The sequence below is a fragment of the Nocardia sp. NBC_01329 genome (assembly GCF_035956715.1).
Taxonomy (GTDB): Bacteria; Actinomycetota; Actinomycetes; order Mycobacteriales; family Mycobacteriaceae; genus Nocardia.
Genome location: NZ_CP108381.1, coordinates 3,421,811 through 3,440,329 on the forward strand (window position 1 = coordinate 3,421,811; position 18,519 = coordinate 3,440,329).

At 69.0% G+C, this 18,519-nt stretch carries 18 protein-coding genes and 1 tRNA gene; 12 read left to right on the top strand and 7 right to left on the bottom strand.

Annotated features, from left to right (window positions below):
* Positions 1–107: 107 nt before the first annotated feature.
* A complete protein-coding gene (locus OG405_RS15355) occupies positions 108–971 on the bottom strand; it encodes a hypothetical protein (RefSeq protein WP_327147181.1) in 864 nt (287 codons plus the stop codon).
* Between the two features lie 120 nt (positions 972–1,091).
* On the opposite strand from OG405_RS15355, the gene OG405_RS15360 reads away from it, so the two are divergent.
* The 5 genes from OG405_RS15360 to OG405_RS15380 all read left to right on the top strand — a co-directional run bounded on the left by OG405_RS15360 (position 1,092) and on the right by OG405_RS15380 (position 6,278).
* Positions 1,092–1,595, top strand: coding sequence for a zf-HC2 domain-containing protein (locus tag OG405_RS15360; RefSeq protein ID WP_327147182.1), 504 nt, complete (start codon positions 1,092–1,094; stop codon positions 1,593–1,595).
* Positions 1,592–3,820 carry a heavy metal translocating P-type ATPase gene (locus tag OG405_RS15365; RefSeq protein ID WP_327147183.1) on the top strand — a complete coding sequence of 743 codons (2,229 nt, stop codon included), beginning with the start codon at positions 1,592–1,594 and terminating at the stop codon, positions 3,818–3,820. The genes OG405_RS15360 and OG405_RS15365 overlap by 4 nt, the downstream gene beginning before the upstream one ends.
* Before the next feature lie 8 nt (positions 3,821–3,828).
* On the top strand, positions 3,829–4,440 hold the full coding sequence (locus tag OG405_RS15370; RefSeq protein ID WP_327147184.1) for a hypothetical protein: 612 nt from the start codon (positions 3,829–3,831) through the stop codon (positions 4,438–4,440).
* A gap of 283 nt (positions 4,441–4,723) precedes the next feature.
* On the top strand, positions 4,724–5,344 hold the full coding sequence (locus tag OG405_RS15375; RefSeq protein WP_327147185.1) for a sigma-70 family RNA polymerase sigma factor: 621 nt from the start codon (positions 4,724–4,726) through the stop codon (positions 5,342–5,344).
* A gap of 190 nt (positions 5,345–5,534) precedes the next feature.
* Positions 5,535–6,278: a thioredoxin domain-containing protein gene (locus OG405_RS15380; protein ID WP_327147186.1), complete on the top strand. Its 744-nt coding sequence runs from the start codon at positions 5,535–5,537 to the stop codon at positions 6,276–6,278.
* A 44-nt stretch (positions 6,279–6,322) separates the two neighbouring features.
* On the opposite strand, the gene OG405_RS15385 is transcribed toward OG405_RS15380, so the two are convergent.
* Positions 6,323–6,844 (bottom strand): hypothetical protein, encoded by a 522-nt coding sequence (locus OG405_RS15385; protein WP_327147187.1) that lies wholly within the window; start codon positions 6,842–6,844, stop codon positions 6,323–6,325.
* A 286-nt stretch (positions 6,845–7,130) separates the two neighbouring features.
* Here OG405_RS15385 and OG405_RS15390 point away from each other — a divergent pair, with 286 nt between their 5' ends.
* From OG405_RS15390 to OG405_RS15400, 3 genes are all read left to right on the top strand, one after another.
* Positions 7,131–8,555: a PepSY-associated TM helix domain-containing protein gene (locus OG405_RS15390; protein WP_327147188.1), complete on the top strand. Its 1,425-nt coding sequence runs from the start codon at positions 7,131–7,133 to the stop codon at positions 8,553–8,555.
* Positions 8,552–9,157 carry a DUF5134 domain-containing protein gene (locus OG405_RS15395; protein WP_327147189.1) on the top strand — a complete coding sequence of 202 codons (606 nt, stop codon included), beginning with the start codon at positions 8,552–8,554 and terminating at the stop codon, positions 9,155–9,157. Before OG405_RS15390 ends, OG405_RS15395 begins: the two co-directional genes overlap by 4 nt.
* Before the next feature lie 667 nt (positions 9,158–9,824).
* Entirely contained in the window at positions 9,825–10,832 is a 1,008-nt protein-coding gene (locus OG405_RS15400) for a ferric reductase-like transmembrane domain-containing protein (protein ID WP_327147190.1), read from the top strand.
* Positions 10,833–10,889: 57 nt separating this feature from the next.
* Here OG405_RS15400 and OG405_RS15405 read toward each other — a convergent pair whose 3' ends face one another.
* Entirely contained in the window at positions 10,890–11,072 is a 183-nt protein-coding gene (locus tag OG405_RS15405) for a hypothetical protein (protein WP_327147191.1), read from the bottom strand.
* 199 nt (positions 11,073–11,271) lie between these two features.
* Between OG405_RS15405 and OG405_RS15410 the strand changes: the two genes are divergently transcribed.
* Positions 11,272–11,493, top strand: a complete 222-nt coding sequence (locus tag OG405_RS15410; RefSeq protein WP_327147192.1) for a hypothetical protein — start codon at positions 11,272–11,274, stop codon at positions 11,491–11,493.
* A 644-nt stretch (positions 11,494–12,137) separates the two neighbouring features.
* On the opposite strand, the gene OG405_RS15415 is transcribed toward OG405_RS15410, so the two are convergent.
* A tRNA-Leu gene (locus OG405_RS15415) sits at positions 12,138–12,222 on the bottom strand.
* A gap of 164 nt (positions 12,223–12,386) precedes the next feature.
* Here OG405_RS15415 and OG405_RS15420 point away from each other — a divergent pair.
* A complete protein-coding gene (locus OG405_RS15420) occupies positions 12,387–13,202 on the top strand; it encodes an SDR family oxidoreductase (protein ID WP_327147193.1) in 816 nt (271 codons plus the stop codon).
* A 133-nt stretch (positions 13,203–13,335) separates the two neighbouring features.
* The gene (locus tag OG405_RS15425; protein WP_442790560.1) at positions 13,336–14,262 is read left to right on the top strand and encodes a D-isomer specific 2-hydroxyacid dehydrogenase family protein; all 927 of its coding nucleotides are present in this window, start codon (positions 13,336–13,338) and stop codon (positions 14,260–14,262) included.
* 29 nt (positions 14,263–14,291) lie between these two features.
* Here OG405_RS15425 and OG405_RS15430 read toward each other — a convergent pair whose 3' ends face one another.
* Positions 14,292–15,260, bottom strand: a complete 969-nt coding sequence (locus OG405_RS15430) for an Acg family FMN-binding oxidoreductase (protein WP_327147194.1) — start codon at positions 15,258–15,260, stop codon at positions 14,292–14,294.
* A 490-nt stretch (positions 15,261–15,750) separates the two neighbouring features.
* Here OG405_RS15430 and OG405_RS15435 point away from each other — a divergent pair, with 490 nt between their 5' ends.
* Positions 15,751–16,737 carry a DoxX family membrane protein gene (locus OG405_RS15435; protein WP_442790757.1) on the top strand — a complete coding sequence of 329 codons (987 nt, stop codon included), beginning with the start codon at positions 15,751–15,753 and terminating at the stop codon, positions 16,735–16,737.
* A 72-nt stretch (positions 16,738–16,809) separates the two neighbouring features.
* Here OG405_RS15435 and OG405_RS15440 read toward each other — a convergent pair whose 3' ends face one another.
* Both OG405_RS15440 and OG405_RS15445 read right to left on the bottom strand, forming a co-directional pair.
* Positions 16,810–18,126: a cryptochrome/photolyase family protein gene (locus OG405_RS15440; RefSeq protein ID WP_327147196.1), complete on the bottom strand. Its 1,317-nt coding sequence runs from the start codon at positions 18,124–18,126 to the stop codon at positions 16,810–16,812.
* Complete coding sequence (locus OG405_RS15445) at positions 18,123–18,494, bottom strand: VOC family protein (protein ID WP_327147197.1); 372 nt, start codon at positions 18,492–18,494, stop codon at positions 18,123–18,125. The genes OG405_RS15440 and OG405_RS15445 overlap by 4 nt, the downstream gene beginning before the upstream one ends.
* Between the last annotated feature and the right edge of the window lie 25 nt (positions 18,495–18,519).

Below are 18,519 nucleotides of genomic sequence, written 5' to 3' on the forward strand. Positions count from 1 at the left end.
ACCTCGGAAATCGCGTTCGCGGCCGTGCGGGCGCGGCGCCGATACCGGTTGCGCCGCATGATCGCCGCGACGAACAGTGCCGTACCGCCCAGCGCCACTACCAGGATCTACGGAACGGGCAGCGCCCATATCGGTTCCGCGCCCACGACCCCGGGCTCGGAGTAGGACACCACCCCGCCCACATCCGTGGGACGGAACCCGACCTGGGCATCGAACCGGACACCGGGCCACACTCGATCCACCCGGACCGACCCGCGATAGGAAGCGCCGGGCACCAGCACCACGTCCGGAAGGTCGGCGGGGTCGGCGAATACGCGCCGGCTGTACAGTCCGGTCAGGCTGGCCACCAGTCGGCCCGACACCGTCACGGTCCCGGTATTGGTGATCGTGTAGGTGATATCGGCCGCGCCGGGCGCGAGCGGATTCGGCACCGGCCGGTAGGTCCCGGTCACCGGCGTGATCTCGACAGCCGGACGGGGCGGGCCCGCGATCCGCAACGGCACCGGTCGCCACCGGTCCACCCCGCCGGAGCCCGGGCCGGCACCCGTCTCCGCCGCACCCACTGCTAGCGGGTGATCGCCCGGAGTGACTCCGGCCGGCGCCGATACCGTGACCGGAACCCACTCCGAGGCACCACCGGCCACGGTGATCTCCGGCCGCGAGACGATCAGCGACCCACCCGGCGAAGCCCGCTCCGACCAGGCGATCTCCCCATCGGGCCCGGTGACGGTACGGCCCGCGGACAGGCGCACCACGACAGGCGCTGCACAGTCGTTCACGATCTCGACCACGCCGTCGGCCCGTTCACCCGGCCGCAGTTCGCCTCGCGAGTCCGCGAATACCGGGTCCCGCAAGGACCAGCACGGCAGGCCGGAATCACCGGGTCCGGCCGCCGCCGGACCCGCGCCGAGACCGCCCAGCGCGATGGCGAGGGTGGCGCACCCGGACGTGAACCGATGGGTCGAAGACACGCCCACAGCATGGCCCGGCCGTACAGACAGCTCAACCTCCGATACCCGCCGCTCGCCGCCCGCCCGAATCCGTTCCACATCTCCGGGAACCAGCGGCCACCGCCGCCCGACCACTCAGGTATGAGGTGCGAGACGGCCCGCGAAGCGGTATCGGCGTTGATGGACGGAGAAACCCCCGCTGTCCCGGCCCGCCGGCTGGGCGACCACCTGGACCAGTGCCCGCAGTGCCGGACGTGGCGTGCGCTGGCCGGCCGTGCCATGGGCGCGACACTGAGCGGCTGTCTGCCCACCGGAGCGCCCATAGAGGTCGTCGCCGCGCAGTCACCACCCGAATCTCGGCACCGATCGGTGTCCACGCGCTTCGAGACCGGCGCGACCGCTGTGCACGCGGCACTGGCGCTGGAAGTCTTCCTACTGGTCACCGCCTGCGGCCTACCCGCGAGCGGTGTCGCGGTCGCGGTCCCGGCTGCGGTCGGCATCTCGGTCGCGATCCAGCACGCCATCACGCGACGCGCGACCGGACGCGAGCAACCGAACGAAGACGAGCTCTCCCCGCTGCTTCCACCCCGCGCGGTCCCCGGACAACGCCGGCCTTACGCGGCAGCCGGAACGGAGACCCCGTGACAGCCACCCCGGCACCGGAAACACCCGCCCGGCAACGGGTCCACCTGCGCATCGCAGGGATGACCTGCGCAGCCTGCGCGGATCGGGTACGTCGCGGTCTCGAGCAGCTCGAGCAGACCACGGCCACCGTGAACATCGCCACCGGTACGGCGGAAGTGCACACCCTGCCGTGGTACCGCGCCGAGGACTTCCGCCAGGTGGTCGAAACGGCCGGTTACACCGTCGTCCCCCACCCGCCCACTCCCGAACCCCCGAACAACACACCGCGTACGACTACGAGCCCGCGGGCCGCGGTAGCCGTGACCGTACTCACAACGGCCACCGTGCTCGCAGCCACCGTATTCGGCTCCGGAACGAGCACCGCACCGGAGTTCCTACTCTTCGCCCTCGCCGCCATCGCGGTCGCCGGCGCTGCCGCGCCGATCCACACGGCCGCCTGGCGCGCGGCCCGGCGCGGGCACACCACCATGGACACTCTGACCTCACTGGGCCTGCTGGGCACCCTGACCTATGCTGCCGTAGCCACGGTCGGCGCGGCAGACGGGGTTCGCTACTCCGCGGTCGCCACCGCGGTAACCATGGTGGCGCTGGCCGGACGCCGACTGAAGACGCGCGCCGAACGACGGGCCGGCGCCTCGCTGCGCGATCTCGCCGCGCGATTCGCCCGTTACGCGACCGTCCTCGACGACTCGGGTCGTGAAACCCGGCTTCCGGTAGGCGAATTGCGTGAAGGACAGCGCTTCCGGGTGGGTCCCGGCGATATCGTCGCGGCCGATGGTCTTGTCGTGGACGGCGCCGCGGATCTCGATGTCAGCGTCCTCACCGGCGAAACCACCCCGGTACCGACCGCGACCGGCGACACGGTGACCGCCGGCAGCGTCGCACTCGACGGCACCCTGGTGATCGAAGCGGCGGCGATCGGCGACCGCACCCGGCTGGCGCGGCTGCTGCACGCGGTCGAGCGTTCCACCGACGAGCGCGGCGACTTCCAGCGTCTCGCGGACCGGATCGCCGGCCGCTTCGTCCCCGCGTCCTTCGCCCTCGCCGCACTGGCCGGTACCGGCTGGCTGATCGTGGCCGGACCGGACAGTGCCGCACGCGCCGGACTGGCCGTACTGCTCGCCGCGTGTCCCTGCACGCTCGGGCTCGCCACCCCGACAGCAGTGCTCGTAGCCGCCGGGCGCGCGGCTCAGCTCGGTATCTTCGTCAAAGGGCAGCGGGTGCTCGAACAGGCCGAGGGCAGCGCGGTGGTTGTTTTCGACAAGACCGGGACGCTCACGGACGGGGCGCCGGCGGTGGTCGGGGTATTTCCGGCCGCGACCGTGTCCCGCCGGGATGTCCTGTGCTGGGCGGCGGCCGCGGAATCGGGCTCCGCGCATTCCGTCGCGCTGGCCGTCCGCGCGGCCGCGCGGGCCGAGGACCACGATGTTCCCGAGGCTCGCGCGGTCACCGAGTATCCCGGGTCAGGAGTCCTCGGCATCGCCGAGGGACGCCGGCTGGCAGTGGGGCGGCCGGCGTTCCTGCGCCGGCACGGCTTCGCGGTGCCCGCCGACCTTGCCGCCCAGCGGCGCGCACAAGAGCAACTCGGGCACACCACGGTCTACGTCGGCGCCGGCGACCGGGTCGTCGGCGTGATCGCTGTGACCGAACGGGTCCACCCCGCGGCGGCCCGGGCGATCGTACAGCTGCACGGCCTCGGACTGCGCACCCTCCTGCTCACCGGCGACAACCCGTTCGCCGCCCAGTCCGTCGCCGACCGGGTCGGTATCGGTGAGGTGGTGGCCGGTGTCCTGCCGGAGGACAAGGCCGAAGTCGTCACCCGACTCCAGGAGTCGGGCAGACATGTCATGTTCGTCGGCGACGGGATCAACGACGGGCCCGCCCTCGCGGCCGCCGATGTGGGCATCGCACTCGGCACCGGAGCCGATGCCGCCATCGACGCCGCCGATATTGTGCTCGCCGGCCGGGATCTGCTGCGGGTACCGGCCGCTATCGGTCTCGCCTGGGCGACCCTGGCCACCATCCGCACCAATCTGCGCTGGGCATTCGGCTACAACGTGGTGGTGGTCCCGATGGCCGCGCTGCTGCTCGACCCGCTCGCCGCCGCGGCCGCGATGGCGGTGTCGTCGCTGTTCGTAGTGTCCAACAGTATGCGGCTGCGGCGTTTCACTCCGCCCGGTCCCTCGCCCCAGCCCACCGCTGTGCCGGAAAAGGTGCGACGATAGCGATCACCATGATCAGCCCAGCGCACCACTCCCCGCTCGCCCGGGCGTGCCGTGCGTGGATCTTCGCGCTGATCTGTGTCCTGCTCTCGGCGTCGGGCCACGCCCTGACTTCCGCTCATTCCATTTCCCTGTCCACGCTCGGTCTCGCAGTCGGCTTCCTCGCAGCCTTCGCCTGGTCCGTCGCCGACCGGCAACGCGGCCTGCTGCCGATCACCGCGGGGCTGCTGGCCGGACAGGGTGTCCTGCACCTGTGGTTCACCGCCGACCCCGCCGGGGACCATACCGGCCACGCCGCGACCACCACCCGTCTGACCGAGACCGGCACACCGGCCATGCTGGCAGCGCACTGCCTCGCCGCCCTGCTGTGCGGCCTCTGGCTGTGGTGGGGCGAGCGCACTGCCTTCGCGCTCACCGCGACGCTGCACACCCGGATCGTGCTGCCCCTGCTGCTGCTCGTCCCGCCGTTGCCACCCACGACCGCCACGGTCGCCGCGCGTCCCCCGGCCGAACTCGACGCGCCGGCCACCGGCGTCGAATTCCTGCGCCACGCGATGGCCCGCCGGGGCCCACCTGGCGGATTTCCAGTATCCAGAATCCGTCGTAACACAGTGACCGGCTGAGCTGCTCGGGAATTCCTCCGGAACTCCGCTGGACGCTCGCCTGTGTACGGCGGGTGTCCCGTCACCGGCGCAGCGCCGACGGTGACGCGGTCACGCGACTCCGTCCGCGCGCCGATCGCGCACACGGTCGGATTCCGATGTGACCGCGTGACCGCGCCCGGCGTCCCGACCAGAAAATTCGTCGCCATGAATACGCACCCTCGAGTGCTGCCGGGACCCGGGCAGCACTACCGACCACCCTGCGGACCCGCGCGATACACCGGCCCCGACCCGGTACGCCGTCATGTCCTCGGATGACGAGCTGACCGCGCTGGCGCTGGCCGCCGGCGCGGGCGACCGCACCGCCCTGGCGGAGTTCATCCGCTGCACCCAGACCGATGTGTGGCGCTTCGTCGCCCATCTGGCCGACGTGCAATCCGCCGACGACCTCACCCAGGAAACCTTCCTGCGCGCGCTGGGCAGTCTGCCGAGCTTCGCCGGACGATCGACGGCCCGTACCTGGCTGCTCTCGATCGCCCGGCGCGCGGTGATCGACCGGCTGCGCAACGCCTCGGCCCGTCCGCGGACCACCGGCGGCGCTGACTGGGAGACCGCCATAGACCAGCGCCGCGACCGCCACGACGGCGATATCGGCGAGGACATGGTGGTAGCCGACCTGCTGCGCCATCTCCCGGACGACCGCCGCGAGGCGTTCGTACTGACCCAGATCCTGGGACTCAGCTACGCCGAGGCCGCGCAGGCCGCCGATTGCCCGGTCGGCACCATCCGCTCCCGGGTCGCGCGGGCCAGGGAAACACTGGTCGAACTATGGCAGGGCGTAGACACCGATTCCACCGTGGTCTACGCCTTCCCCCGCAACCACCGGCCCGAAGCACCACCGGTGCAGTTCGTCCGGGCACGCTGACCAGCGAACCGAGCCCAGCCGGGCTCGAAGCAACCGGTGGGCGGCCGGTGCCGCTCACCGGCTGCCCCGAGCCGGGCCCTTCGCAGGGCGATCCGACCGGACCTCTTCTCCCCCGGCCCCCGGATCAGGCGTAGCCAGACCGAACACGACCGGCAGATCCACCACCCGAAGCAGAGACAAGGAGCTCGTCATGAGCACACAGAAAAAACGGAAGAATTCGCTGTCGTCGGTGCACCAACCGGACCGCACCCGGCGGATCCTCGTACAACTGGCGGTCGCCGCGGTCCTCATCGGACTCATCGCCGCCATCGGCATCAATGTGGCGATGAAGAAGGCCGCGCGTGACGACCCCGGCCCCACCCCCGCCATCTCCGCCGCGCCGGAATCGAACCCGAACGGTCTCGCCGCGACCCTCACCGACACCGGCACGATCAGGATCGGACAACCGTCGGCAGCGAAAACGGTCCGGCTGGTGGCGGATCTGCAATGCCCCGCCTGCCGGCAGTTCGAGGCAACCTACGGTCCACTGCTGACCGACGCGGTGAACGCGGGAACCGTGGCCACCGAATACGACATCATCGCCTTTCTCGATCACGCATCCTCCTCCGAGTACTCGACCCGCGCCGCGAACGCCTCTTTATGCGCCGCCTCCGCCGATCCCATCGCCTACCCCGGCTGGCTGAAGACCATGTACGAACACCAGCCCGCCGAAGGCGGCGACGGCCTCCCGGACAGCACTCTCGTCGAGATCGCCAAAGGCGCCGGCTACACGGATCCGGGTTTCGCGCAGTGCGTGACCGACCGCACCTACGCCAAGTTCGTCCGAGCCCGCACACTCGAGGTGCTCGACAGCGGTATCCAGTCGACACCCTCGGTCTTCCTCGACGGCAACCCGATCGAGCCCGGCCGGCTGGCCGAGGCGCTCGAGTCCTGAGGCGATACCCGTGACGACCCGGCCCGGACATCGTGCACGGACCACTATCCCCCGTGCGCCCGCGGCCGGGTCGCGGCGGTCCGCGCCCGCCAGGCCAAACGGCACTCCGGCTGCGAATCCGCCAGCGGTGTCAGCGCCGAACCCGCCCAGCTGAACAGTAGTACCACTTCGCACGCCGCCGTGGTCCCGAACCACCCCGCACCGGAGTTCGCTCCACCGGTCCGCAGAATCCAGAACGCCAGCACCGACAGCGCCGCGCCCATCCCCGCCGCGAATGCCGCGAAACAAGCCCAGGAGAAACGGCGGGCGACGATCCCGCCGAGGGCCGAAACGGCGACAACACCTGAAGCCAGCAACGAAAGTAGCGGCAGCAGCGGTGTTTCCGCCGTCACCGCGGCAGGTGACGCGGCGGCGACCGATAAGAGAAGGCCGGCGAAGGCCGCCGACAGGACCAGCACCAGTCGCCAGCTCAGGAACATCTCGTCCAGCACCGACCGTTCGATGCCACGCAGGGCTTTATCGGCATCGCACAGCAAGCGCGCGGTCACCTCGTCGCTGCCACTCACCGATCTCGCCGTCCCTGTCCTGGCACCGTCACACACAGAGTGTCGGTAGCCGGGCAGCCGAAAGTTCCACTCCGGCACGGCTCGCTCACGGAGCACCACCGCGCGCAGGCCGGCCCCGGGCCCGATTCGTCGCGTCGAGCGGGGAACTTTCCGGGACGCTGCCGCGACTACTCACCGTAAGGGCGAGTGAGGGCGTCCGGCGAGTGAGGGCGTCCGGCGAGTGAGGGCGTCCGGCGAGTGAGGGCGTCCGGAGAGTGAGGGCGTCCGGAGAGTGAGGGTTTGCGGGATGCCGGATCAGGTATGGGAGTTGCCGGAAGAGCACGAAACGGAAAGAGACGACCCCCGTACCAGCCGCGGGGAGCCGACACGAGAACGACGGCCCGGCGCATGGTCGCGGTGGCAGCCGCTGCTGCTGCGGCTACATTTCTACGGCGGCATGCTCGCCGGACCCTTCATTCTCATCGCCGCCGTCACGGGCCTGCTGTACACGCTGACACCGCAACTGGACGGAATCGTCTTCCGGCACGAGGTGACCGTCGACGAATACGCACCACAGACACGCACCCTCGCCGACCAGATAGCGGCCGCGCGAACCGTGTACCCCGACGCCCCGATCACCAGCGTGAAACCGCCCACAGTGCCGAGCGAAACGACCCAGATCGCGTTCACGACAACCGAGGTGCCCTCCGACTACACCCGCACCGTGTTCGTCAACCCCTACACCGCGCAGGTGCAGGGGACATTGACCACCTACGGCATGTGGCTGCCGATCCGATCCTGGTTCGACGAGATGCATCGCAACCTGCACCTGGGCGTGGCCGGCCGGTACTACAGCGAAATCGCGGCGAGCTGGCTGTGGGTGGTCGCCCTGGGCGGCCTCGCGATGTGGATCGCCCGCGCCCGCCGGCGCGGAAGAAAGAGCCTGGTCCTGCCAGACCGCACCGGAACCCCGGAGGGATCGCGGAAGCGAACCCTGAGCTGGCACGGCACGGTCGGGATCTGGATCGTGGTCGGTCTGCTGGGACTATCGATCACCGGCCTCACCTGGTCGCGTTTCACCGGGGAGCACATCGAACAGCTACGCGCCCAGCTCAGTTGGACCACACCGTCGGTGTCCACGACTTTGCCGCCCACCGACAGCCGCACCGGCGCACCGGCCGAACCCACCGCCGGTGCCGACACCGTCCTGCGCAGCGCGCAGACCGCCGGCCTGCAGCCACCGATGTGGATGAAACCACCTGCAGCGACCGGCGACGCATGGGAGGTGTACGAACGCAAACGCGATTTCCCGACACGATTCGACGCCGTCGCCGTCGACGCCGAAACCGGCGCGATCACCGACGAGAGCAGGTTCGCGGACTGGCCTTTGACCGCCAAACTCACCGGCTGGGCCATCGACGCCCACATGGGAGTGTTGTTCGGCCTTGCGAACCAGATCGTGCTGGCGCTGCTCGTCATCGGCTTGATCACCGTCATCGTCCGCGGCTACCTGATGTGGTGGAAACGACGCCCCACCCGCGGTGGGTGGCCCACCGCGCCCCGGCGCGGCGCGCTCACCGGCCTGCGACCCGTCGAAGCGGTGATCGCCGTCGCCGTGCTCGCGGTGGTCGGCTGGATGGCTCCGCTGTTCGGCGCGACGCTGGGCTTGTTTATTCTCGGTGACGTCGTCGCCGGAGAGCTCATCCGGCGACGAAAGCAGGCCGTGTCATGATCACCGACCCGTTCCTGAAATGGGCCGCGGTCACTGCGTTCACAGTGACCGCGGTGTACTGGGCAGCGCGATCCGCACAGGCGGAGTCGATCCCGGGTCGCCTCGCCGCCATACTGCACGTCCTCATGTCCCTGGCGATGCTCACGATGGTGTGGTCCCCGTTGCCGGATATCCCCACAGTCGCCGGTATGACGGTGTTCGCGGGTGCCGCGGTGGTATCCCTCGCCCTACTCGCCGCCCACCGCGAGCACCACCTCGAATACGTCTACCACGCGGGAATGATGGCGACGATGGTCTGGATGTACGCGGTCATGGACTCCACGCTGATCGGCGGCACCCCTATGCCCAGCGGCAGCGAATCCATGCACGCCGGGCACGGCAGCACCATGGCGATGCCGACAACAATGACCATGCAACCACCGCCCTGGGCCGCTTACCTGAACCTGACCATCGGACTCCTCTATCTCGCTGTCGCTGCCACATGGATCGCCCACAGCTACCGCGGATCCGCGGCCACCGACCCGGCCCACCGCCACGGCGGCGCGATGCAGGCCGTCATGGCCGCCGCAACCGCGGCAATGTTGCTGCCCTACACCGGTTGACAACCACCGAACATGCCGAACGACCTGCCCGTACCCCGTCGCCCGCGGAATTCGACCATCATTCGGCCAGGAGGTCGCTCCGCTCACCAGCGCACGGATTCGGGCGAGACAGTGAAAACGACGGCTCTGTCCCACATTCGGCTCCGGTGCACTTCCAGTGGCAATGAAGCGTTCGGGACGACAATGTGGCCGGCGCCGAGGTGCATGTTGCTGCCTATATCCGGGCGACACCCGCGAGCGCGGTTGTCCAACCGGGCCCCGACCCCTACGGAAGCGACAAGATCCTGCCCGGCCTGCACGCTGCCCCGCGTGACTGCTCGTGGATTGCGGACAGCGAACGGCGGAACACGGGCGCCCCCGAATGCGGGTAGGTGCGCCCGAACGCCGAATCTGCCGCGCGCACTGATATTGCGCGGTGATTCGATGCAGCCGCTCCGCGAGCATGCCGACCTGCCGCAGTCCCTCCACCACCGGAGTTGCGGCGGGTGCCCGTCCGCGCAGGGACGCGCGCCTATATCGCGTTGCCCAGGAGCGCGTCACACCTCCATGTTGCAGCCCCCCGATCCGGCTGTGACGCCTCCGCACACGGTGAACCGAGCCCGCTCGCGATTCACCGGTCCCTGGTCTCCTTGAAAGCCGGGGTCGATTCGAGGAACACGAGTCATCGATGACTACTGTCAGAACACGCACGAAATTCGATACGCGCGAACTCCGCGCGGATCTGCGCACCGCCCGCATCGACGCCACCATCGCCTTGCTCATCACCCTCGTGGTGTTCGGTTGGCTCTATTACCGCGTCGCCGCCGGAACTTCGCCGACCACTGTGGTCATGCCCGATCTGGCAGACCCCGGAAAGTACTGGATGTACTGGATGTGCCAAGCCTTCGGCTGGACGGGGCTGCTCTGGGCGTGGATCACTGTCGTCCTCGGTGTGCTGCGCAGCAGTCGCAGCCCGAGGTGGTTACCGGTCCCGCAGCACAGTATCGAGAAATGGCATCGCGCTACCAGTTTGACGACCATCGGGTTGATGTTCGTCCACGCCGCGTGGTTGTTCGCCGAATTTCTCCGCGAGTACTCCGCGACCGCGGACATCATCGAATCGCTGTGGCGCGCATTCGTTGATACCTTCGTCCCCTCGGCCTATCCCAGCGGAACGGGGAAGGTTGCCATTTTCATCGGGCTGCTGGCGTTGTACCTGGCGATACCGCTCGGCTTGGCCTTCTATTCCCGCCGCTGGCTGCGCCCCGCAGTGTGGCGGGCTCTGCACGCTTCCATCATCGTCGTCTACGCCCTGAGCGTCTGGCATACGCTGCTCTACGGCACCAACGTCTGGTACGAGGGATCGTTCCGCACGCTGGTGTGGTCGATGCAGCTCCCCATTGCCGCGCTCGTCCTCTACCGGCTCGGCAACCTGCCACCGAGCCGGCAACGAACTCGGACGACGATCGCGTTCCGCTCGGCCGCGGGGCTTTTCGTCCTCGGATTCATCACGGTGGTCTGCGCCGCCGTAATAAGCGGGCACGACGGTGGCCGGACAGCCGGTGTGGCGGGCCTCGGCCTCAATGTCACCAAGGCGAATGTTTGGTGGGGACTGGTGGCATTCCTGGCCGCGGTCGCCTTGTCCGTGGGCCGGGTACGGCGACTCCGCAGGACCGCGGTCACCGGCTTGGGTTGAGGTTCCGCCTTATATACTCGACAAACTGATCCTCTGGCCGGCGGGGCTGATCCACGATCAGAAGTTCGTCTCCATCGAAGCCGACAAGGTCACCAACTCGAAATAGGGCGGCGACACCCGGCGGGCGATTCCGATCATCTCGTTCATCGCCCGCGCCCAGCTCCCGCGCCCACGCAGTTGCGCCGCCGCCACGCAGATCACCGCGGCGTTCGAGCACACCAAGAAGAGCTCGGGCCGCATGTCCGGGACACGTTACTCGGGTCGGATAAGGGCACCACCGGTGCGGACGAGTCTTCATCCGGCTCAGCTATCCGTTCTCCCCCGCATTCCCCGACACCCTTGTCCACATCTCAGCGGCCCCGCAGCGGTCGCGCACCGGCGGGAAGATCATCGAACAGTCGCTCGCCGATCACCGCGCGGTCTGCGCCTCGGTGACCTGGTGCCGGTGGGCGACCGGTACGAGCAGCTCGCCCGCGGCCGCAACCGGCCCTTCACCGACGACAAGAGGTCCTGTTCGAGGCCGCCGACAAGTCGTATCGCACCCGGTTGCGGCCATCTACTCGACTCACAGGAACTCACCGAGGACGATCTCCACACCTACCGCAACGGCCCCGCGAGCGCCGACACCCAACTGGCCGGGCGGTGCCGCCAGTTCATCTGACAGAACCGGTTGATCTGCACCATCCTGCTCGCCGCGCTCGCCCCTACCGTCCCAGCGCTGCGCGAACTCACCATCCCCGGCTCGCGGCGCTGAATCACGGCTCGGTGGTGACCCGATACCCGGCACCGAGGTCGGGATCATCCAAGGGCACGAGGACGAATGGGCCGGCCGGTTCCCATAGATCAAGAACGTCGGCACGGAGACCGACCCCGGTGTGCGGCTGGAACTCTCGGGTGTCGATGTGGATCAGGTAATTGGCAACCCCAGGTCAACGACAATGCGAACAACCGGGCGAGCCTGGCGAAACAACTGCTGATCGAAAAACTCGGGATCACCGAGGTCGGCGGCACGCCGGCGACTAACTGCGCTTCACCTGGCGAGACTCCGGCCGACCCGGCCTCCCGACGAAATAGCTCACAGTCGGCGAGGCCCGCAACTCGTCCCCATTCGGGGCGCGGCTTCAGGCTTCCGGCAACGGCAGCGTCGCGATGTGGGTTGGCCGCCGCGAAAGGACACATCCGCGAGTTGGTTCGCAGGACTGTCTCAGCTTAACCCGACTTGACCCCCACGGCGCTGACCTGCACATATTGTTCTAGCAATTGATGCTCACACCAAATAACAGCAGGTAGAAAGAGGGAGATGCGTGTCCGGAGGGGGACTTGAACCCCCACGCCCGATAAAGGGCACTAGCACCTCAAGCTAGCGCGTCTGCCATTCCGCCACCCGGACCGGTGTGCTCAGCAAGAGTATCGGATCGTTTCACCCGGGCAAAATCGCGGCCCCCACCTGGGGATATCCGCCCCATTGTCAGCTGCTGACGAATTCCGGTCCGGCGGCTGCGGGTCGTGGGTAGATTGGTGCGCAGCAGTGCAGTCGCGGTGAGGAGCTCCGAGTTGGGACACGATGTCGCGGTCATTATCGGGGTGGGCGGTATAGGGCGGGCCATTGCGCGCCGGATCGGGGGTGGGCGGCGGCTGTTGATCGCGGATTTCGACAAACGCGATTTGGACTCGGTGGTGGAGTTGCTGGCCGGTGAAGGGCATGAGGTGGTCGGACAGCAGGTGGATGTGTCCGATGCCCGGTCGGTGGCGGCGTTGGCCGAAGTTGCCGGTGAGTTGGGGCGGGTCACCCATATTGCTCATACCGCGGGGGTGTCGCCTACACAGGCCGTGACGAGGGCAGTGCTGGAGGTGGATCTGCTGGGGACGGCGTTGGTGCTGGACGCGTTCGAAGCGACGGTCGCCGAGGGCGGGGCCGGGGTGGTGATCGCGAGTATGTCGGCGTACATGGCACCACTGCCGGACGATCAGGTCGCGGCGCTCGCGCACACCCCGGCCGGGGAGCTCCTGGCGTTGCCGTTCCTCGACCACGACGCCCCGCCGGGAACTGCCTACGCGGTGGCCAAGCGGGGCAATGTGGCACGGGTTCAGGCTGCGGCTGTCGCGTGGGGGCGGCGGGGCGCGCGGCTCAATTCGATCAGTCCGGGGGTGATCTCGACGCCGATGGGACGGGAGGAGTTGGACGGCGAATCGGGGGCGGCGATGCGGGCGATGGTCGATGCGTCGGCGACCGGCCGGTTGGGGACGCCGGACGATATCGCGCACGCGGCGGCCTTTCTTCTGGACCCGGCCTCGAGTTTCATCGCGGGGATCGATCTGCTGGTCGACGGGGGGACGGTGGCCGGCGTGCGGACGCTGGCTTTCGGCTGAGAGCACGGGCGAGGCGGTCGCACGCCGGTCGGGTCCCGTCCAGTGTCCAGGTACGGGTGAGGGCAATTGTTGACGACGCCGGTACTCGCGGATGATGATGCGGCCACCAGCCCCGACGTCTCGGAAGTGAACTGTGCCACCCACCGGAATCCCCGCAATTCATCTAGGCCCGGACCACGACCCCGCCCTTGCCCGGGGAATCGAGGAGGGTGGTGGTCGCCTGGCGCCGCTGGATGATGCCGAGGCGGTGGTGTGGAAGGGCGGGCCGGATTCGTTCCCCGACCGGCTGCCGGACGCGGTGCGGTGGGTGCAGTTGCCGAGTGCGGGGATCGAACGGTGGTTCGCCGGGGGAATCGTCGACGACGAGCGGGTCTGGACCTCGGCGGCGGGGGCTTACGCGCCGAGTGTGGCCGAGCACGCGGTGTCGCTGTTGCTGGCGGGGGTGCGGGGGCTGGGTGAGCAGGCGCGTGCGACGTCGTGGCGCAAGGGCGAGTTCGAGACGCGGGTGGGTACGTTGCGCGGCGCGACGATCGCGATCATCGGGTGTGGAGGTATCGGGCGGGCGATGATCCCGCTGTTCACCGCGTTCGGTGCGGAGGTGCTGGCATCCACCCGGTCCGGAACGCCGGTGCCGGGCGCCGTCGAGACGGTGGCGGCGAGCCGGAACACCGAACTGTGGTCGCGTGCCGATCATTTCGTGATCGCGGCACCGGCGACGGCCGAAACCGCGCGGCTCGTCGATGCGGACGCGTTGGCCCGGATGAAACCGACGGCTTGGATCGTGAACATCGCACGCGGATCGCTGATCGACACCGATGCGCTGGTTCGGGCGCTCAGCGAGGAGAGCATCGGGGGCGCGGCGCTGGACGTCACCGACCCGGAGCCACTTCCGGACGGTCACCCGCTGTGGTCGCTGCCCAATGCGGTGATCACCCCGCATCTGGCGAATCCCTCGAACGGCCTGCCCGGTCTGCTGGCCGAGCATGTCCGAGCCAATGTGGAGCGGTTCGCTACCGGTGAACCGCTGCTGTCGCCCATCGAAATCGAACGCGGCTACTGAGCCGGATCGCTGGCCGACCGGGAAGTTCCTCAGGCCTCGAGGATGTCTTCGATGGGCCGCCGTGGGGTGTCGGCCAGCGGCGCGGCGCGGCGGGAACTCCAGCCGACGCGGACCATGGCCTGGGGATACGCGCAGTCGTGGAGAAGCCCCGTCCGGATCTCGTGCCGCGAACCAGCCACGCCGAGAGGTTCGGTCTGCACGCTGGTGGCCAGTCCCAGACCGGTCGCGGTGAGCAGGAGCGCGCTGGTCGCCTCTCCTGCCCGCAACTGCGCCCGCCGGTCGTCGCGGGTGGTGCCGACGACGAGCCATTGGGCGGCGTCGGGCTGGTCCGCCGGATCGAGCAGGGCCGGTTCGGCGAAGGTGCGTACCGGGATCTCGCCGACCGGGCGCGCCGCGGGTGCGTTCCGTGACGGCACACCGTCGGTGATCCGGTGCTGTCCGCTCCAGCGGGCGATCTCCTCCTGGTACTGCCGGTCGGTGGCGTGCGCGGCGACCGCGTGTTGCATCGGCGTGGCCAGGCGCGGCAGCAGCGTATCCGGGACCTGCCGGACGGCGGCGCCGCGAGCCGACACCTGAGCGGCCAGCGACCTGAGATGACGGGCCGGGATTGCCCTGGGCAGGTAGCGACGCCGGTCGGTGCGGCGCACCATGATCGCGGCGGCCATCTCGAGCTGCGCGTCACCGGGTGGGCGGCGGGTGGTGTGGACGGTGGCGAGATGCTCCGGGTCGCCGGGCTCGGGGCAGTAATCCACGGTGGAGGCCCAGCCGAGTGCGGCCAGCGCGGCGCGCATATGGTGCAGCGCGGCCCCGCAGCTGACGATGAGGTAACGCTGATCGGGGTCGGTGGCCGTCAGCTGCCTGCCGGTATCGGCGAAGAGATGGATACCGGTGGCGGTGGGCCGCCAGCGCCAGGGCTGGGTGTTGTGGACGGACGGCGCTCGGACTGCCGAGCCGAGGGCGATATCGGTGGTCTCACGATCCGGGATCGCGCAGGGCATTGTGTGCGTCCTTCCGGTTACTGGTGATGTGCAGATTTCCCCGGCCGTACAACCGCCGCCGGGCCGCTCAGAGCACGGCTACTACCCCACCGCGGCCTCGCGCGGCACGGGTGCCGCACACCTGCGGTGGTGGATTCACCGAGTCCGAGGGTAGACATTTCGCCGGGCGGGTGGCACGGGCGGCAGCCGGGATTGCCGAAAGGTATCCACGAGTCACCGATCGGCTCGTTCCGAATCCCACTCTGGGCGCGACGATCCGGCTTCACCCCTGCTGAAGTGATTACATTCGATAGGGAACCTATGATATTGCGCACGTAGTCGACCTGTTACCGAGGGTTCGCCATCACGCTCGGACCCGGTCCGAGTGGACACGAACGGGCCGGTTGCTGTTTCCCACGCCGGATGCCGGGTAGATCCGCAGTACTCTGGCCTACTGCCCCTGGTGACCAGCTGTCACAGATGCGATACACCGAGGAAAGGGATGCACATCATGCTGCTACGCCGGCTTGCCCGCCCCCTACTGGCGAGTGCGTTCGTCGCCAACGGAGTCGAAACACTGATGCATCCGGAAGCCCGGGTGAAGGAAGCATCGACTCTGGTGAACAAGGGGAAGGAAACGCTGCCCTCCGATATCGCGGGTAACCTGCCCGAGGATCCGAGCACGCTGGTACGAGTGACCGCGGCCGTGCAGATCGCCGGTGGCGCGCTGCTGGCGCTGGGCAAGGCGCCGCGGCCGGCGGCGCTGGCGCTGGCCGCGACGGTGGTGCCGGCGACGGTTACCGAGCAGAATTTCTGGGCCGAGAACGATCCCGAGCGTCGAGCGGCGAAGCGGACGGCGTTCCTCAAGGATGTGAGCCTGCTCGGCGGTTTGATGATCGCCGCCTCCGATACCGCGGGCAAGCCCTCGCTGGGCTGGCGTGGACGCCGGGCCGCGCGGCGGGCAGCCACCACGGTCAGCGGTGTGCTCCCGGCCGGATCGACCGGCCGGGGCGGCACCGGCGAGGCCGTACGGCACCAGCTGCACCAGGCGACCGAGCGGGGCCGCGAACTGGCGGGTAGCGCGGCGAGCCGGGGCGCGGAGCTGGCCGAAACCGCTCAGCAGCGTGGGCCGGTATGGGCGGAGACCGCCAAACAGCGGGGTTCCGACTGGGCCGATATCGCCAAGCACCGGAGTGCGGAGCTGGCCGAGACCGCCCAGAACCGTGGGCCGGAGTGGGCCGAAGCGGCCAAACACCGGGCAGCCGAACTCGCCGACTACACCAAACACCGCGGCAGCGAACTCGCCGGAACCGCCCAAAACCGCGGACCCGAATGGGCCGAAGCAGCCAAACACCGGGCAGCCGAACTCGCCGACTACACCAAACACCGCGGTGGCGAGCTCTCCGCTTCGGCAAAAGCGCAACGTGCCCAGTTGGCGAAGACCAAGGCCAAGGCCGCCAAGGCAAAGGCAAAGGGTAAGAAGGCCAAATTCCGCTGAGCACTCAGCGAAATCGGCGGTGATCAGCGAATTCGACGCTGCCCGGGCGGTGCGCCCGGGCAGCGTCTCGCCTCACATACCGGGAAATTCGAGCATCGGCGCCGGATAGTCCGCCTGCGTCCGCCACGGCCGGTGGATCGCCCGGCCCTCGATACCGGCGAGTTCGGGCACCCAGCGGCGCACATAGTCGCCGTCGGGGTCGTAGCGTTCGGCTTGGCGCAGCGGATTGAGTACGCGGTTCGGGCGGGTGTCGTTTCCGGTTCCGGCGACCCACTGCCAGTTGAGCTGATTGTTCGCCACATCGGCGTCCACCAGCCAGTACCGGAAGTGCCGTGCGCCGATTCGCCAGTCCACGCGTAGCGATTTGGTGAGGAAGCTCGCGGTGATCAGGCGGGCGCGGTTGTGCATCCACCCCTGGGCGCGCAGCTGCCGCATTCCGGCGTCGACGATCGGGATACCCGTCCGCCCTTCGCACCAGGCTTCGACTGCCTGCCCGTCCTCGCGCCACCGGATCTCCCGGTCGCGGTAGTCGGCCCAGGCCGCGTCGGGGCGGGCGGCCAGGACCTGGTGGTGGAAATCCCGCCATGCCAGCTGCCGCACGAACGCCGCGGCCCCTTCGGTGGAATTGCCCGCCCGCCGGACCACCTCGGCGGGCGAGAGACAACCGAAATGTAGATACGGCGAGAGCCGCGAGGTGCTGTCCGCGGCCAGGTCGTCACCGCCGCGCGCATAGTCGTCCACGCTACGGGAAAGCCAGTCCCGCAGCACTTTCCGACCCGTCGTCTCGCCGCCGACGGATAACTCCGGTGACGGTTTCCCGGCGCCGATATCGCCCGGCTCCGGGAGCGATCCGGCCGGTATCCGCGGTAACGCGAGGTGGTGTGGGGCGCGCAGCGGTGCCCGCCGCTGCGCGCCGGTCCACTGCCGTAGATAGGGCGTGAAGACCGCGAAGTGGTCGCGGCCGGCCGGGAGCAGATCACCGGGCTCGACGACGGTCAGCGAGGCACTGTGTACCCGCAGTTCCCGGCCGTCACGGGCCAGGCGGTCACGCAACCGCTGCTCACGCCGCCGACTGTAGGCACTGAAGTCGGCAGCGATATGGACGACGGACGCGTCGGCGGCCGCCGCTACCCGCGCCACCTCCTCGGCGAGGTCACCGGCACGGACGATGAGACGACCGCCGAGTTCGCGGAGTTCGTCGTCGAGTTCACGCAGGGCGGCCGCCAGGAAATGCGCGCGATTGGGCGGGCACGTACCACCGGAGAGGATGGCCTCGTCGAGGACGAAGAGCGGGGCCACCGTATCGGCGTCCCGGTGCGCCGCGGTGAGCACCGGATTGTCCCGCACCCGCAGGTCGCGGGTGAACAGAGCGACCGCCGCCGCGGTCACGCGGACCAGACCAGGCAGAAGGGGTGTCCGACCGGATCGGTGTACACCCGGAATGCCTCTTCCGCGTGGACGAACGTGGCGCCCAACGCCAGGACCGCCGGTTCGGCGACCTCCACATCACTGACCAGGACATCCAGGTGGATCTGCTGGGACCCGGCCGGGTCAGGGAACCGCGGTGGTTCGTATTCCGGCGACAGCTGGAACGCGAGCCGGCGACCCTGCGGGTCGACCATGGCCACCCAGGTGTCGTCGCTCTCCTCGCGCGCGACTTCCCCGCCGAGCAATCCCAGATAGAACTCGGACAGCTTCCACGGATCCGGGCAGTCCAGTACGACTGTCCGCAATCCCTCTACCCCGTCGGCCACCATTGATCGGCCCTCCTTCCGAACCTGA

Coding starts and splice junctions, on each gene's coding strand:
- OG405_RS15360 (WP_327147182.1), top strand. CDS start 1,092: ATGAGGTGCGAGACGGCCCGCGAAGCGGTATCGGCGTTGATGGACGGA.
- OG405_RS15370 (WP_327147184.1), top strand. CDS start 3,829: ATGATCAGCCCAGCGCACCACTCCCCGCTCGCCCGGGCGTGCCGTGCG.
- OG405_RS15375 (WP_327147185.1), top strand. CDS start 4,724: ATGTCCTCGGATGACGAGCTGACCGCGCTGGCGCTGGCCGCCGGCGCG.
- OG405_RS15380 (WP_327147186.1), top strand. CDS start 5,535: ATGAGCACACAGAAAAAACGGAAGAATTCGCTGTCGTCGGTGCACCAA.
- OG405_RS15390 (WP_327147188.1), top strand. CDS start 7,131: ATGCCGGATCAGGTATGGGAGTTGCCGGAAGAGCACGAAACGGAAAGA.
- OG405_RS15395 (WP_327147189.1), top strand. CDS start 8,552: ATGATCACCGACCCGTTCCTGAAATGGGCCGCGGTCACTGCGTTCACA.
- OG405_RS15400 (WP_327147190.1), top strand. CDS start 9,825: ATGACTACTGTCAGAACACGCACGAAATTCGATACGCGCGAACTCCGC.
- OG405_RS15405 (WP_327147191.1), bottom strand. CDS start 11,072: ATGCGGCCCGAGCTCTTCTTGGTGTGCTCGAACGCCGCGGTGATCTGC.
- OG405_RS15430 (WP_327147194.1), bottom strand. CDS start 15,260: ATGCCCTGCGCGATCCCGGATCGTGAGACCACCGATATCGCCCTCGGC.
- OG405_RS15435 (WP_442790757.1), top strand. CDS start 15,751: ATGCTGCTACGCCGGCTTGCCCGCCCCCTACTGGCGAGTGCGTTCGTC.
- OG405_RS15445 (WP_327147197.1), bottom strand. CDS start 18,494: ATGGTGGCCGACGGGGTAGAGGGATTGCGGACAGTCGTACTGGACTGC.